14 protein-coding genes and 1 riboswitch are annotated in these 15,352 nt (G+C 66.9%); of the genes, 9 read left to right on the top strand and 5 right to left on the bottom strand.

Annotated features, from left to right (window positions below):
* Positions 1 to 154: 154 nt before the first annotated feature.
* On the bottom strand, positions 155 to 856 hold the full coding sequence (locus VWP12_RS03540; protein WP_410474635.1) for an ABC transporter ATP-binding protein: 702 nt from the start codon (positions 854 to 856) through the stop codon (positions 155 to 157).
* Positions 857 to 870: 14 nt separating this feature from the next.
* Positions 871 to 2,118 (bottom strand): lipoprotein-releasing ABC transporter permease subunit, encoded by a 1,248-nt coding sequence (locus VWP12_RS03535; RefSeq protein WP_410474634.1) that lies wholly within the window; start codon positions 2,116 to 2,118, stop codon positions 871 to 873.
* A 287-nt stretch (positions 2,119 to 2,405) separates the two neighbouring features.
* On the opposite strand from VWP12_RS03535, the gene VWP12_RS03530 reads away from it, so the two are divergent.
* The 4 genes from VWP12_RS03530 to VWP12_RS03515 all read left to right on the top strand — a co-directional run bounded on the left by VWP12_RS03530 (position 2,406) and on the right by VWP12_RS03515 (position 4,782).
* Positions 2,406 to 2,729, top strand: a complete 324-nt coding sequence (locus tag VWP12_RS03530; protein ID WP_410474633.1) for a hypothetical protein — start codon at positions 2,406 to 2,408, stop codon at positions 2,727 to 2,729.
* 50 nt (positions 2,730 to 2,779) lie between these two features.
* Positions 2,780 to 2,995: a DUF2892 domain-containing protein gene (locus VWP12_RS03525; RefSeq protein WP_125198116.1), complete on the top strand. Its 216-nt coding sequence runs from the start codon at positions 2,780 to 2,782 to the stop codon at positions 2,993 to 2,995.
* 435 nt (positions 2,996 to 3,430) lie between these two features.
* Positions 3,431 to 4,480 carry a hypothetical protein gene (locus VWP12_RS03520; protein ID WP_410474632.1) on the top strand — a complete coding sequence of 350 codons (1,050 nt, stop codon included), beginning with the start codon at positions 3,431 to 3,433 and terminating at the stop codon, positions 4,478 to 4,480.
* A gap of 23 nt (positions 4,481 to 4,503) precedes the next feature.
* Complete coding sequence (locus tag VWP12_RS03515) at positions 4,504 to 4,782, top strand: acylphosphatase (protein WP_410474631.1); 279 nt, start codon at positions 4,504 to 4,506, stop codon at positions 4,780 to 4,782.
* A gap of 41 nt (positions 4,783 to 4,823) precedes the next feature.
* Here the strand turns inward: VWP12_RS03515 and VWP12_RS03510 are convergent, their stop codons facing one another.
* Positions 4,824 to 5,519, bottom strand: coding sequence for a sulfite exporter TauE/SafE family protein (locus tag VWP12_RS03510; protein ID WP_410474630.1), 696 nt, complete (start codon positions 5,517 to 5,519; stop codon positions 4,824 to 4,826).
* 107 nt (positions 5,520 to 5,626) lie between these two features.
* Between VWP12_RS03510 and hrpA the strand changes: the two genes are divergently transcribed.
* The 3 genes from hrpA (at position 5,627) to VWP12_RS03495 (ending at position 10,877) form a co-directional block, all read left to right on the top strand.
* Positions 5,627 to 9,739, top strand: coding sequence for an ATP-dependent RNA helicase HrpA (gene hrpA, locus VWP12_RS03505; protein ID WP_410474629.1), 4,113 nt, complete (start codon positions 5,627 to 5,629; stop codon positions 9,737 to 9,739).
* Between the two features lie 95 nt (positions 9,740 to 9,834).
* Entirely contained in the window at positions 9,835 to 10,500 is a 666-nt protein-coding gene (locus tag VWP12_RS03500) for a DUF4124 domain-containing protein (protein WP_410474628.1), read from the top strand.
* A gap of 80 nt (positions 10,501 to 10,580) precedes the next feature.
* Complete coding sequence (locus VWP12_RS03495) at positions 10,581 to 10,877, top strand: YcgL domain-containing protein (protein ID WP_125198122.1); 297 nt, start codon at positions 10,581 to 10,583, stop codon at positions 10,875 to 10,877.
* A gap of 48 nt (positions 10,878 to 10,925) precedes the next feature.
* Here VWP12_RS03495 and cysQ read toward each other — a convergent pair whose 3' ends face one another.
* Together cysQ and nudE are read right to left on the bottom strand one after the other, a co-directional pair.
* A complete protein-coding gene (cysQ, locus tag VWP12_RS03490; RefSeq protein ID WP_410474627.1) occupies positions 10,926 to 11,786 on the bottom strand; it encodes a 3'(2'),5'-bisphosphate nucleotidase CysQ in 861 nt (286 codons plus the stop codon).
* Positions 11,783 to 12,352, bottom strand: coding sequence for an ADP compounds hydrolase NudE (gene nudE / locus VWP12_RS03485; protein WP_410474626.1), 570 nt, complete (start codon positions 12,350 to 12,352; stop codon positions 11,783 to 11,785). Before nudE ends, cysQ begins: the two co-directional genes overlap by 4 nt.
* A gap of 159 nt (positions 12,353 to 12,511) precedes the next feature.
* Positions 12,512 to 12,729: riboswitch (cobalamin riboswitch) on the top strand.
* Between the two features lie 37 nt (positions 12,730 to 12,766).
* Between nudE and VWP12_RS03480 the strand changes: the two genes are divergently transcribed.
* Positions 12,767 to 14,599, top strand: a complete 1,833-nt coding sequence (locus tag VWP12_RS03480) for a TonB-dependent receptor domain-containing protein (protein ID WP_410474625.1) — start codon at positions 12,767 to 12,769, stop codon at positions 14,597 to 14,599.
* A 40-nt stretch (positions 14,600 to 14,639) separates the two neighbouring features.
* Positions 14,640 to 15,254, top strand: coding sequence for a hypothetical protein (locus VWP12_RS03475; RefSeq protein WP_410474624.1), 615 nt, complete (start codon positions 14,640 to 14,642; stop codon positions 15,252 to 15,254).
* Positions 15,255 to 15,352: the final 98 nt, after the last annotated feature.

Below are 15,352 nucleotides of genomic sequence, written 5' to 3'. Positions count from 1 at the left end.
GGCGGTTCTCCTTGATCGATCGCACAGTCGGAAATCGCCCCGGGGCGGGGCGAGCAAAACGTGCAAAGGAGCGTAGACCGTGATGGCCGGGTCGCAATATGTTTTGAGAAACAGAGCGATGCCGGCGGGACGCTGCGCGCAGGAGGGTCGCGCCTCAGGCGCGGTCGGTGATCAGGCCGTCGGCGATGTGCAGGGTGCGATCCATCCGGGCGGCCAACTCGAGATCGTGGGTGACCAGCACGATGGCGCTACCCATCGCCTGATTGAGTTCGAGCATCGCCTGAAAGATCGCCTCGGTGCTGCGGGTATCGAGGTTGCCGGTGGGCTCGTCGGCCAGCACCACCGCCGGCCGGGTGACCAGCGCCCGGGCAATGGCGACGCGCTGGCGCTCACCGCCCGAGAGTTCACCGGGACGATGATCGAGCCGATGCCCCAGCCCGACGCGCTCGAGCAGGGCGCGCGCCTGCGATTCGGCCTGCTCGCGCGGTTCGCGGCGGATGATCAGGGGCATGGCGACGTTGGTCAGCGCCGAGAATTCCGGCAACAGGTGATGGGCCTGATAGACGAAACCCAGGTGCTGGTTGCGGAGCAACCCCCGACGGCGCTCGCCCATGGCCGAGAAACGCTGGCCTGCCAGCCACACCTCGCCCTCGGTGGGCTGGTCGAGCCCCGCCAGCAGCGAGAGCAGACTGGACTTGCCCGCCCCGGAGGCACCGACGATCGCCGTCCGCTCACCGGCGTGAATGGCCAGGTCGATGCCGCGCAGCACCTCGACATTGAGACTGCCCTCGCGGAAGGTGCGGGTGAGTCCCTTGGCCTCGAGTACCAAACGAGGGGTATCGGGGAGATCATTCATAACGCAGGGCCTCGTTATTCATAGCGGAGCGCTTGGGCCGGCTGGACACGGGAGGCGCGCCACGCGGGATACAGCGTGGCCAGGAACGAGAGCGCGAAGGCCATCAGGCCGATCAGGCCGACGTCGCCCCAGTCGAGCCGTGAGGGCACTTCGCTGATGTAATAGACGTCCGCAGGCATGAACTGGGTGCCGACCAAATCTTCGATCCAGGGCACGATCACGCCGATGTTCTCGGCAATCAGCACGCCCACGCCCACCCCGACCAGCGTGCCGATCAGACCGATCACCACCCCGGTGATGATGAAGATCATCATGATCGAACCCGGGCTGGCGCCGAGCGTGCGCAATATGGCGATGTCGCCCTGCTTGTCGGTGACCAGCATCACGAGCGTCGAGACGATATTGAACGCGGCCACCGCCACGATCAGCGACAGGATGATGAACATCACCGTGCGCTCGATCTGGATGGCGCGGAAGAAATTGGCGTTCGACTGGGTCCAGTCCTGCGCCACGTACGGGTAACCCAGCTGCTCATTGAGATCCCGCGCCACGGCCGGCGCACCGAAGATGTCGTCGAGTTTGAGACGCAGCCCCGAGACGCCTTCACCGGTGCGGAACAGCGCCTGGGCATCGGCCATGTGGATCATCGCCGTGCCGCGGTCGTATTCGTACATGCCGACCTCGAACAGCCCCACCACGGTAAAGCGCCGCTGGCGCAGCATGCCGCCGACCGGCGTGACCGCGACGTCCGCGCTGATCAGCATCAATCGGTCGCCCAGTTCCACGCCCAGCGAGCGCGCCAGCGCCGAGCCCAGCACGATGCCGAACTCGCCCGGTTCGAGGGCATCAAGCGCCCCCTCCTTCATATGGGCCCCGATGTCGGTGACCGGCGATTCCCGCTCCGGCTCTATGCCGCGGATAATCGCCCCCGAGACCTCCGAGGAGGCCGACAGCATGGCCTCGGCCTGCACGTAGGGCGCGACCGCCTGCACCGACGGCTCCTCGCCGACCCGCTCGGCGACCGTCTGCCAGTCACCCAGTGAACCGCCCCGCTCGCTGACGGTGACGTGCGCGGTCATCCCGAGGATGCGCTCGCGCAGCTCGTCCTGGAAGCCGTTCATCACCGAGATCACCACGATCAGGGCGGTCACGCCGAGGGTGATGCCAATGATCGAGGTGGCCGAAATGAACGACACAAACCTGTTGCGTCGTTTGGCGCGCGTGTAGCGCAACCCGATCATCCATTCGAATGTCCGCCGCATGCAGACCCCTGCTGTGCTGTAGGTGAATATCGTAAGAGAGCCGACATGAATCGACTCGTCGTGGGCCTTTTCGACCGTGAAACCGCCGATTCGTGCCCACGTATCGGGACGAGAGTCTAACCCGCGCCGCCGGTCATCTCGCTTGCAGCCAACGGCGGCGTGACGCAGACTAGCGACAATCGCGCCGAACACCCCGCCGCGCCGGCCGCCGGGCCGCCCCCAGCGGGGCATCGGCACCGCCCGGCCACCGGGGCGCGACAGACGATCATTCAGGGAACGAGTCATCAATGCAAGACAAGGAGCCGATCATGACCCCGCTGACGCATCTCGCCCGGCCGCTGGCCGTCGCCCTGCTGGTACTCGCCGGCATCCTGGCCGCCAGCCCGACACTCGCCCAGGGCGGCGACCGCTCGGCCGCGGTCCACGGCCTGACCCAGGAGCAGGTCATCGCCCGTTTCGGCGAGCCGGAGCGTCGCCACGCCCCCGTGCCCGCCACGGGCAAACACCCCACGCCGCCCATCACGCGCTGGGATTACGCCGACTTCAGCATCTTCTTCGAGAAGCGCATCGCGCTGCACCGCGTCGAGCACGGGAAATTCCCGCCCGAGTGACTACACTCCGGGCATGGACTTTTTAACCCGCTCAACCGGAGGATGCTGAGATGACTGCCAACGTGGGAATGATCGACAAGTGGTTGCGCATCGTGGTCGGCGTCTTGCTGATCGCCTTGGCGCTGTTTGGCGTGATCGGCTGGTGGGGTTACATCGGCATCATTCCTCTCGCCACCGGCGTGATCAACTTCTGCCCGGTCTACAAGCTGATCGGTTTCGACACGCGTGGCGCGGGGGTCGACAAGTCCGGAGACGGCCCGGCCTGACCGCCACGGCGGCAGTGCCCGGGGAACCTCGCCCCTTTGCGAGAATCCCACTTGAACCGATCCGGCTAACGGCCGATCCAGAAACACGCCCCGCCCAACCGGGATGCCCCAGGGAAGCTCTGCACGAATACGCAATGCCTCTGGCTTGCCGGCTTGTTCGCCATCAAGGCGCCGATTGGAAGGCGGGCCCAATATGATAACGAGGGCCCGGCGAGAATCGGCAACACCGATGGCGAACAAGCCGGCAAGCCCCGCAGGGCGGGCCTCCAGGCGCCCATCTGCGGTGTTGCAGCGCTTGCCAATGACCATCGCCATTGGTCGGCGCACTGCGTCTTGCATCTGGACGCCTGGCGACCCGCAGAGGCATTGCGTATTCGTGCAGAGCTTCCCTAGTGGAGCGGGGCGTTTCCATCTCTGCTTACCCCGTCACTGACCATGGCCCTAATCCAAAGTGACCCACACCGCTGGCCAACCGGGCTGCTGCTCCTACTGCTTGGAGCCGCCAGCATTCCCCTGTGGGCCGCACCACCCGCCCCGGCGGAGCACGAGTTGCCGAGCGCCATCGACGAGGCATCCGGGCTGACACAGTCCGACCAGCATGCCGGGCTGCTCTGGACGCACAACGACAACATCAACGACCCCGGCTCCATGCAGCGCGTCACCCCGCTCGTGCATGGCATCGACCACGAAGGGCGACACCTGCTGAGCCTCGAACTGGACGGGGTGACCCAACGCGACTGGGAGGCGATCGACAGCTTCCGAATCGATGGCTCGCATAGCCTGGTGGTCGCCGACACCGGCGACAATCGCGACAGCTGGCCGGACTACGCGCTGTGGTTCATCGACGAGCCGACCGAACTGCCACGATCGGTCACGACACACACCACCACGCCGACCCATCTGCTGCGCTTTAGCTATCCTGACGGGCCGGCCGATACCGAGGCCATGGTTGTCGACCCGCATGGCGACCAGATTCTGGTGCTCACCAAGCGTGAGGACCCGCCGCGCCTGTTCGCCCTGCCACTGTCGGCACGCCAGCCGTTCCCCGACGAGGGCAGCCCGCGCGAGCGCCTGGCCAGTGCCGAGGTGCACGAAGCCCGCCTGCTCGGCCCGATGGGCGGCCTGGCACCCACCGACCCGATCAACTGGCTGCTCTCGCCGCTGACCGGCCGCCAGACCAGCCTGCCCACCGGCATGGCGCTATCGCCCGACGGCCGCCTGCTGGCGGTACTGACTTATTCGTCGCTGTATTTCTTCCGCCGCGATGTGGGTGAACGCTGGAGCGAGGCCATTCGCCAACCGGTCGCATCGCGCTCGCTGCCCCGCATCGAGCAGTGGGAAGGCATCGCCTTCGACCACGACGCCAGCCAGTTGCACATCGTGCGTGAGGGCACGGGACCGGGCACCCTGCTTCACTTGGAGGTCCCCGAGGCGGCTCGCGCGAAGCACGACTCGCAGACGGCCGAGGCGCGGGAGCTCGACTGAATCCAGATCCGAGGGAGATGACCATGGCCGACACCATCCGGCGACACGTGCATGTCAGCGGACGCGTGCAGGGCGTGTTCTTCCGCGACTTCACCCGGCAGCAGGCGCAGGCGCTGGGACTGGCCGGCTGGGTGCGCAACCTCGACGACGGCCGGGTCGAGGCGGTATTCGAAGGCGACACGGCTACGGTGTCGACGATGCTGGAAAAGCTGCGTGACGGGCCGCCTCGGGCACGGGTCGAGGATCTCGCGGTGCGAGAGGAGCCGCCCGAGGGGCTGGGCGAGTTTGTGATAGCCGGCTAAGGCCGCAGACCGGGATTGGGGGCGCGCGGAGCGTAACCCGTTCAGCCGGACAGGCGCGCGCCGGCCACCAGCAGTTGGTAGACGCCAAAGGCGATCACCATGCCGCCGGCGACCCGGCGCACCCAGGGCCGGCGCACGAAGGCGGACAACTGCCCGGCGAACGCGCCCATTGCAAGCAGGTTCGGCAACGTGCCCAGGCCAAAGCCGAGCATCAGTAGCGCCCCCTGCAACGGGCCGCCCGCCGACAGCGCCCAGATCAGCACGCTGTAGACCAGGCCACAGGGCAGCCACCCCCACACCAGCCCCAGGCCGAAGGCCTGCGTGGGCGTAGTCACGGGCATCAGGCGACGCCCCACCGGCTCGATAAAGCGCCACAGCCGCGAGCCGAAGCGCTCGATCCGCGTCAGCCCGAACCACCAGCCGCCGACGTACAGCCCCATCATCACCATGAACAAGCCAGCGATGCCCAGCAGCACCAACTGGGCCTGCTGCATCGGCACCAGCGACAGCCCCAGCAACCCGATCGTCCCGGCAATCGCCCCGGCGACGGTGTAGGAGGTGATCCGGGCGAGGTTGTAGGCAAGCAGGTAGGGGAACAGCCGCGAGGCGCGCTCGCGCGTCTCGGCGGGCAGGCCGAAGGTCAGCGCACCGACGATCCCGCCGCACATGCCGACGCAGTGCACACCGCCGAAAAACCCGACGGCCAGGGCGGCGAAGAAACTGACGTTTTCCGGCATGGGGCAACCTCTGCGTGAGTGCGTGTTCGGCCCGGGCCATCGGGCGACCAACCATCCTTGTCCAGTATGTGCCGATCCAACCCATGCCATCTCGTACAATGGGTCGGATGAGTCATCCCGTCGACACCGCCGATCCGGCGAGCATTCTCGCGTATATCAACGCCAATCGCGATCACCTGGCCCTGCGTCATCTGCCACAGGTCGACCGGCAGTTGCGCCGGCTCGAGGAAGGCCGCCCGGACGAGGAGGCCCTGCATCGATTGCTCGACCGCGTGACGGCCGCCGCCGACGAGGTGGCCGCGCGCGATGCCCTGGCGATCGACATCGCCTACCCCGAGAGCCTGCCGGTGTCTGGGGCGCGCGAGGAAATCCTCGAGGCCATCCAGTCCCACCCGGTCACCATCATTGCCGGCGAGACCGGCTCGGGCAAGACCACCCAGATCCCGAAGATGCTGCTCGAACTCGGCTACGGCCGTCGCGGGCTGATCGGCCACACCCAGCCGCGGCGGATCGCGGCGCGCAACGTCGCCCGGCGACTGGCCGAGGAGCTCGACGAGGGCCTAGGCGGCGACGCGGGGGGCGGCGACGGGCGCACGGCGGTCGGCTACAAGGTACGCTTCTCCGATCAGACCCGCCCGAACTCGCGCGTGGCGGTGATGACCGACGGCCTGCTGCTCGCCGAGCTGCAACACGACCGCGATCTCTTGCGCTACGACGCGCTGATCATCGACGAGGCACACGAGCGCAGCCTCAATATCGATTTCCTGCTGGGGGTGATGAAGCGCCTGCTCAAGCGCCGGCCGGACTTCCGGCTGATCATCACCTCGGCGACCATCGACCCCGAGCGCTTCGCCGAGCACTTTGCCGACGAGCGCGACGGCCGCCCGCCGATCATCTCGGTCAGCGGCCGGGGCTACCCGGTCGAGGTGCGTTATCGTCCACCGGAATCCGACCGCGACGAGGAGCTGGGCTCGGTCGTCGCCCGCGGCGTGATGCACGCGGTCGACGAGCTGGTCCACGAGGGCCCCGGCGACATCCTGGTGTTCCTGCCCGGTGAGCGCGAGATCCGCGAGACCGAGCGCCAGCTCTCGCGCCACGGTCTGCGGAACACCGAGATCCTGCCGCTGTATGCGCGCCTGTCGGCCGCCGACCAGCAGCGCGTGTTCGCCCCGCACGCCGGACGACGCATCGTGCTGTCGACCAACGTCGCCGAGACCTCGCTGACCGTGCCAGGCATCCACTACGTGATCGACTCGGGCGTGGCACGGATCAGCCGTTACCACCCGCGCGCCCGACTGCAGAAGCTCGGCATCGAACCGATCTCGCGGGCCTCGGCCAACCAACGCGCCGGGCGCTGCGGGCGGATCGCCCCGGGCGTGTGCATTCGCCTCTTTGATGAAGAGGATTTCGAGTCGCGCCCGGCCTTCACCGATCCCGAAATCCTGCGCAGCAACCTCGCCTCGGTGCTGTTGCAACTCGACTCGCTCAAGCTGGGCCGGGCCGAGGACTTCCCCTTTATCGAGCCACCGGAGCCCCGCCAGCTGGCCTCGGCGCGCAAGCACCTGTTCGAGCTGCGCGCGCTCGACGAGCAAGGTCACCTGACCGAAATCGGCCGCCGACTCTCGCGCCTGCCGATCGACCCGACCCTGGGCCGGATGATCGTGGCGGCCCGCGAGCACGGCGACCGGGCCACCGAGGACATGCTGGTGGTCGCCGCGTTCCTCGCCCTGCAGGACCCGCGTGAACGACCGACCGAGGCACGCGGCGCTGCCGATGCCGCCCATCGCGAATTCGCCCTGGCCGATTCGGACTTCGCCAGTGCGCTCGCGCTCTGGTCGGCCTGGCACGAGGTGCGCCGCCACAAGAGCCGCCGCCAGGCACGCCAGTGGGCCATCAAGCGCTACCTCAACGCCAACCGCCTGACCGAGTGGCATGATCTGGTCGGTCAGCTGCGCCAGTCGGTCGACGAGATGTTCCGCATTCGCCTGCCGGAGTTCGAGCCGATCGTGATGCCGGACAAGCCCGAGGAAGGCGAGAAACAGAAACTCCCCGCTGCGTTGGCCGGACGCATCGAGCAGTTGCACCAGGCGGCACTCGCCGGGTTGCTCGATCACGTCGGGATGCGTGACCCGGCTCCCCCGAAGAGCTACCAGCAGGCCGCCGGCGATCATCGCGGCAAGAAGCGCCGGGCGCCGACCGTGTACTTGGGCGCACACAACCGCCGTTTCTACCTGTTCCCCGGCTCGGTGACCGTCAAGGCACAGCCCAAGTGGATGATGGCCGCCGAGATCGTCGAGACCTCCAAGGTGTTCGCGCGGATGAACGCGCCCATCAATCCGCGCTGGCTCGAGCCGATGGCCGGCCATCTCGTCACCCACGAGCACAACGAGCCCAGCTGGGACCCGAAATCCGGCCGGGTGACAGCCTTCGAGACCGTGCGCCTGTTCGGTCTGCCGATCGTCACCAAGCGACGGGTCGACTTCGGCGCGATCGACCCGGTCGCCGCCCGGGAGGTCTTCATTCGCCGGGCCCTGGTCGAGGGGGATTTCGAATCGGCCCAGCCGTTCTGGCAACACAACCAGGCATTGATCGAGGAGATCCGCACGCTCGAGGCCAAGCTGCGCCGGCCGGCCTTCCTGGTCGACGACCAGGCGCTCTACGACTTCTACCAGGCCCGCATCCCGGCCGATGTCACCGACGCGCGCAAGCTCAATCACTGGATCAAGCAGGACCGCGCCGCTGCGGCGAGCCTGGAGTTGACCCGCGACGACCTGCTGGCCACCGAACCCGACGACCGACGGCTGTCCGAGTTGCCCGACCACTGGCAGGCGGGGCGCTACCGACTGACGCTTGCCTACCACTTCGCCCCGGGCGAACCGGATGACGGCGTGAGCCTTCACGTCCCACTCGGCTTGCTGAACCACATCGATGTCGCGCCAACGACACACCTCGTACCAGGCCTGCGCCGGGAGAAGATCGAGGCGATGATCCGGGCGCTGCCCAAGGCCGAGCGCCGCCATTTCGTCCCGGCCCCGAGCTTTGCCGAGGCCGTCGAGGACCGCATCACCGACACCGACATCTCGCTCTCGCAGGCCGTGGCCGACGAACTGCGCCGCATGACCGGCCACGAGGTCGACCCGGCCCTGTTCGACGAGCAGAAGCTGCCCGAGCACCTGCGCATGCGCTTCGTGGCCGTCGACGAGGACGGTGAGCCGATCGACGCCGACCGCGACATCAACGCCCTGCGCGGCCGGCAGGCCCAACGCGCGCAGGAGGCATTCAACCAGCGCAGCAAGCATCGCCTCGAGGATCACCAAGCGACCGAATGGGACTTCGACGAGCTGCCGGAAAAGCTCACGGTGGAGAGTGGAGGCGCTCAAGTCGAAGCGCACCCGGCACTGGTGGACCACGGTGATCACGTCGCGATCGAACTGATCGCCGATCCCGGGCGCGCGCGCCGGGTCCACGAGGCCGGCGTCGTCCGGTTGATGTTGCTGGCCCGCGCCCAGATGGTCCGACAGGCCGAGTCCGACCTGCGCGGCGACCGTTCGCTGGACACCGTCCGTCTGCACTACAGCCGGTTGAAATCCCCACGCCCGGTCCCCAATGAGGGCATGCAGGCATCCCGGCGGGCCGACCGCGCCTTCGACCAGGAGCTGATCTTCCGCGCGGCCTGGGAACTGGCCGTCGCCGGCGAGCCACCGATTCGCGGCCCCGATACCTTCCGTCAGCGTCTTGCCCGTCTCGATGGCGAGCTGCCGCGCCGGGCCATGGCGCTCGCGCAGCGGATCAAGGCTATCCTCGAGCACCAGCATCGCCTGCGCCGCCAGCTGAGCGGGCGGCTGCCGTTGTCGGTGATCGAGGCGGCCAAGGAGATCGGCGACCAGATCGACCTGCTGGTCCACCCCGGCCTGATCTGGCTGGCGAGCGAGGAACGGCTTGCCGCCTTGCCGCGTTACCTCGAGGGCGCCGAGAAGCGCCTGGAGAAGACGGAGCGCCAGCCGGAGCGCGATCGCATGCTGCGGGTGACCTTCGCCCCGCTCGCCGAGCAGGTGCGCAACCGGCTGATGAAGGGCCACCCGGACCTGGTCGAGTGGCAACGACGCGAGGCCCTGCTCGACCTGCTCGAGGGCCACCGGCTGGACGTCTTTGCCCAGGAGCTGGCCGGCAAGGGTGCGCCCAAGGCCAAGGACATCGAAGCGGCCCTCTCGGATCAATGACTCGACCGGACGAGGGCGAAACCGGACCGCGACAAACTGGTCTATACCCGTTAGGGATAACGAGCTTGAAGACAACCACGCGGGGCGCGAGCAGGATGATCCGGTTGCATACCTCATTACGACTGCCGGCCACCATCGGCATGGCCGCCCTGGCCCTGGCCCTGGCCCTGGCCCTGACGCTGACCCTGGGGGCGACCGAGGCGGCCATCGCGCAGGAATCCGAAACCGTCTACAAGTGCATCCACTCGGATGGGCGCATCGTCTACTCCGATGAGCCCTGCAACGGCAAGATGGAGATACAGACCATCACGGCGCCGGAGGCGGGCAGCGGGGGCGAAGCGGCTCGCGAGGGCATCAAGCGGATTGCCGAGGAATACGACGAGCGTGTCGAGGCCGAGCAGCGTGCACGCGAAGAGGCCGAGCGGCGTGCCCTCGAGCAACGCCTGTCCAACCCGGAGGTAGTCGTGGTCGCCCCGTGGCGCGACGAGCCCCGTTACACCCCCTACTACCCGCGGGGTGAGCACTTGCCACCCTACGATCGCTACCGCGATCCCGCGCATGGCGGCATGCGCCTCGACGACGACGGCTTCTCGCTCTGGTTCGACAGCGGCCAACCCTTCCCGAACCACAGACCACCGCCCTACCATCGCCCGCGCGATGGCGATCGCCCGCCACGCGATCCGTATTCCAGCGACGGCCAGCCGATCAAGGAGCCCGGCTACTCCGGCCGCTACCCCGGAGGGTTCCCGGGCTACCGATAGTCAAGGCGAGGGCAGGAGGATGCGGAATCTGCGACAATCGCCCACCCATCCATCGGTGAATTAGGCAGGTCAAGCCCGTCATGCAGGCGCATATCTTCAAGAGTCGCAAGAACCCCGACATGTATCTGTTCGTGCGCGAGGGACAGGACATGGATGAACTCGATCAAATGGTGCGCGAGCGCCTGGGTGAACTCGAGTTCGTGATGGCGCTGGACCTATCGGCAGACCGGCAGCTCGCGCGCACCGATAGCACCACCGTGCGCGACCACATCGAAAAGCTGGGCTTTCATCTGCAGATGCCGCCGAGCGCCGAGAACTGGGCCCACTGGGACAACCTCAAGGCCGGCATCCGCGCCGGCAAGCCCGAGCCCGAGTAACAGCCAGCTCCCGCTGCAGGCGGGGGCTGGCCCCCACCGGCGAGCGCTTCAAAGCGCGGCGATCTCGTGCAACCGATCGAAATCCAGATGCAGGCCGTTGTGGGCCACGAACATCGGGTTGAGCAACGATTCGCGGGTGTTGTAGCGCAGCGGACGGCCCGAGAGATCGGTCAACTCGCCGCCGGCGGCCTCCAGCACGCACTGCGAGGCGGCGGTATCCCATTCCGAGGTGGGCCCCAGGCGCGGGTAGAGATCCGCCTTGCCTTCGGCCACCAGGCAGGTCTTCAGCGAACTGCCACAGCGCACCACGCTGGCCTCGGCACCCGGTCGGGAGAAGGTGTCGATCAGCTGCATTTCACGCCGGCTGGCGTGCGAACGGGACAGCGCCAGGGTGGGCGGATCGGCCGGAGCCCGCACATGAATGGGGCCGGGCTCGTCATGGTAGCGCCAGGCGCCCTGACCGCGAATCGCCGCGTACTCGAGATCGATCGCCGGCGCGAGCACGACACCCAGCACCGGCACACCGCCATCGATCAGCGCGATATTGACGGAGAATTCACCGTTGCGCTTGACGAACTCGCGCGTGCCGTCGAGCGGGTCGACCAGCCAGTAGCGCGACCAGGTGCAGCGCTCGCGCCAGGCCGGGGCACGTCCCTCTTCGGTGATGATCGGCCAGCCGTCACCCAGGGTGGCCAGACGATCGGCAATCAGCTGATTGGCCACCAGATCGGCCTCGGTGACCGGCGAGGCATCCGCCTTGCGTTCGACGGCGAAGTCCTGCCGGTAGACCGTCATGATCGCCCGCCCGGCCGCCGCGGCAATCGCCCGCACCTCGGCGAGCAGTGCGGCATCGACACCAGGGATCTCGCCAGCCGCTGAATCCCCCGTCGGGGCTACACGATCCGTCATGCGCTCCCTTCCCTTTCCCGTAGCTGCCGGTGCGCCCGCACCAGGAACATGGCGGCCAGTGATCTTGCCTCGGAACAATCGCCCGAGGCGGCAAAGTCATCGAGATCGGCCATTGGCAGGAAACTGACCTCCAGTGGCTCGGGCTCGTCGCCCGGCAGACGGGCCGGGTAAAGCGATTCGGCCAGCACCAGCTGCGTGCGCTGGCCGGAATAGGTGGGCGCCATGGTCATTTCGTTGAGCCGGGTCAGGCGGCGGGCGGCGAAGCCGGCCTCTTCCCTCAGTTCGCGATTGGCGGCCTTTACCGGCGTTTCGCCGGCATCGATCCGGCCCTTGGGAAGGCCCAGCTCGTAGCGCTCGGTGCCACAGGCGTATTCGCGAATCAGGACGAACTCGTCACGGTCGGTCACTGCCGCGACGATCACCGCGCCGTTGGCGCTGCCCTTGAGACGCTCAAACTGCACCTCGGTGCCATTGGCAAAGCACAGATCCACGCCCTCCACGCGAAACAGGCGGGTTTCGGCCAATGTACGGGTCGCCTGGATGGTGGGAGGGGCATTCGAGGGCATGTCACGGCCTGATCCGGTGAAATAAGGTTTCGCGCTTCTTCGTCATTGTAGCCGACAAGGCCGGCTGGCCCGACCGGCTCACCGCCCGACAGGGGATTCATCTCGGGCATGAGAATGGCTCACGCCAGCCCCTTGCCTTTGCGCAACGGATTGCAAACAATGCGCCCCGACGTCAGAGGTGGTGCCCCCGCGGAACGTGGCGGGCACTGAAACAGGGAAGCAGGTCCAATGCCTGCGCTGCCCCCGCAACGGTAGGTGGTGACGTCGGCATCATGTAGCCACTGGTTTAGGCAACCGCCGGGCCGGGAAGGGGATGCCGACAGGGAACATACCCTAGACCACGAGCCCGGAGACCGGCCTCTGATCGGCATTCCCGACCTGCGGTGGGCTGGTCGGTCACGTGAAATCAAATCCATGACGCATGCTATCCCACGGCGACTGTCGTCGCTCACCGCCGGGCTCACCGGCCTGACCTGGCTTTTTACCCTCGCCCCATCACAGGCCGATGACCGGCTGGGTCCGATCAACATCACGGCCACCCGCGAGGCACCGGCCATCGCCCCCGCGATGCCCGAGACCGTCATCACGCGCGAGGAGATCGAGCGCAGCCAGGCACGGTCGCTCGAAGAGCTGCTGGCAGGCCGTCCCGGGCTGAACGTGACCAATCTGGGCGGGCCGGGCAAACAGTCGAACGTCTCGATCTGGGGGCAGAGCGCCAGCCGGACGGCCGTCTTCGTTGACGGGATTCGAATCGGCCTGCCGTCAGCCGGACAGAGTTACCTCGAACACATTCCGCTGGCGCAGATCGAACGCATCGAGATCGTGCGCGGCCCGCGTTCCGGGCAATGGGGCGCGGATGCGGGCGGCGGGGTGATCCAGATCTTCACCCGCAAGGGCACGGCGGATGGCACGCATCTATCCGGCGGTATGGGCGCCGGCTCGCGTGGAAACCGCGAGGCCGACGCGCACCTTGGTGGCCGGCAGGGGGCGTTCGACTATTCGTTCGGCCTGTCCCACCGTGAAACCGACGGGTTCGACAGTTTCGAGGGCAGCGACCCCGACGACGATGGCTATCGGAATCAATCTGCCCAAGGGCAGATCGGCTACCGATTCGGCGATGGTGGCCATATACGTGGCCACTTCCTGGGCTCGGAAGCGGAAACCGAGTTCGACAGCACCTTCGGTCCGTTCGGGGCCAACGAAGTCGAGGAAAGCTCGCGTGCCTTCGGTGTTTCCGCCAGCACCGGCCAGATCGGCTTCTGGCAACTGAGGGCTCGCGCCGGGCGCTCGAGTGCCGATCGGGATTTCTATGAAAACCGTGCCATTCTGTCAGCGCGGCAACCCGCGTATGCCTACGACGATCAACGTGACACCGTGTTCGTTGCCAACGATTTCCAGGTCAATGAGCAGCACACGATCACGGTGGGCGGCGACTGGAGCCGGGATTCCGCCGAGACGTCGCCGGATTACCTGATCAACGACCGCATCAATCGCGCCCTGTTCCTGCAGGTCAATTCCCGTTTGGGCGAACGGCTGGATCTGCAAGCCGCCGTTCGTCGTGATTTCAACGAACAGTTCGGCACGGCCAACACCGGCTCGCTAGATCTGGCCTACACCTTGACCAGCCAGTGGACACTCACCGCCGGCCACGGTACCGCGTTTACCGCTCCCTCATTCGATCTGCTTTACGCGCCGTTCGCCGGATTCAGCAACCCGGATCTCGACGCGGAAAGGACACGCACCAGTCGCGCCGGCCTCCAGTGGCAAAAGGGTTCCTGGCAAGCCGAATTCACGGCATTTCGTACCAACGGCCGTGACCTGATCCGGACCGGTTTCGAACCGGTCAATATCGACCGCGCGCGAATCCACGGTGCCGAGGCCCTCGCCACTTACACCGATGCGAACTGGTCCGCCAGCGCCAGCCTGACCTACCTGACCACCGAAGACCGTACGACAGGAGAACGACTGGTCCGTCAGCCGCGCTGGAACGGTCGCGTGGACGTCGATCGACGGCTCGGGCGCTTCGACGTCGGGGCGACCCTCAGGGGCCAAAGCAATTCAAAAAGCACCGGCATGCAGGACAACGCCGGCTTCGTCACCGCCGACCTGCGCGGCGCCTACCGGATCAATACCAACTGGCGCGTGGAGGCACGCATCGACAATCTCTTCGACCGCGATTACCAGATCGAGCAGGGATACAATCAAGCCCCACGTGGCGTGTTTGTGAGCCTGCGCTACGGCCGGTAACATAGCGCTTCCCACCCGGTTTTCAGGACGTCATCCGACCATGCCCCATCCGCTCCAGGAACGACTTTTCCCGCCCAGCCGAGTTGTCGCCATTGCGGCGCTTGCCGTCATGGCGATCTCGATGCTGGCCACGCGCTATCACCACTTCAGCTCGGCGCTGCACCTGGCGGACACCTCCTGGGCGGTCTTTTTCCTGGCCGGGCTGTGGTTCCGTCAACTGCGGGTGCTGGGCGGTCTGCTGATGCTTGCCGTCGCGATCGATCTGGGCAGCGTCTGGCTCGATGGCGCGGCAATGGCCAGCTGCTTCTCACCGGCCTATCCCGGTGTGCTGGCCGCCTATGCCGCCCTCTGGGGCGCGGGGCGACTCGCGGACACGCAACTGACGAATGGCTCGAAAAACACCTTCGCAGGGACGGCATGGATTGCTGGGGCTTTGCTCGCGGGCAGCGTGATCGCATTCGGCATCTCGAACGTCACCTTCTACGCCTTCTCCGGCCAGTTCGGGGCCATGGCGGCATTCGAATACGCCCAGCGTACGGCGCCGTATCTGGGTGGCTATGTGATCAATGCGGCGATTTACAGCGCAGTCGCGCTGGCCGGCATGGCCGCAACGAATGTCGTTCGCCACGGAGCCCGGGCACAGCGGCACGGCTAGCCGCCAGCCCCCACGCCTCGCCCCGGGAATTGGCGAGGCACAACAAAAAACCCGGCACACGTCAGTGGCCGGGTTTTTTCGTCGACGCCTGAGCACAA

The sequence above is a fragment of the Guyparkeria sp. TX1 genome, from assembly GCF_046523965.1.
In the GTDB taxonomy this organism is placed as follows: domain Bacteria; phylum Pseudomonadota; class Gammaproteobacteria; order Halothiobacillales; family Halothiobacillaceae; genus Guyparkeria.
The sequence above is the reverse complement of the archived record's forward strand: the minus strand, read 5'-3'. Positions and strand labels throughout refer to the sequence as shown.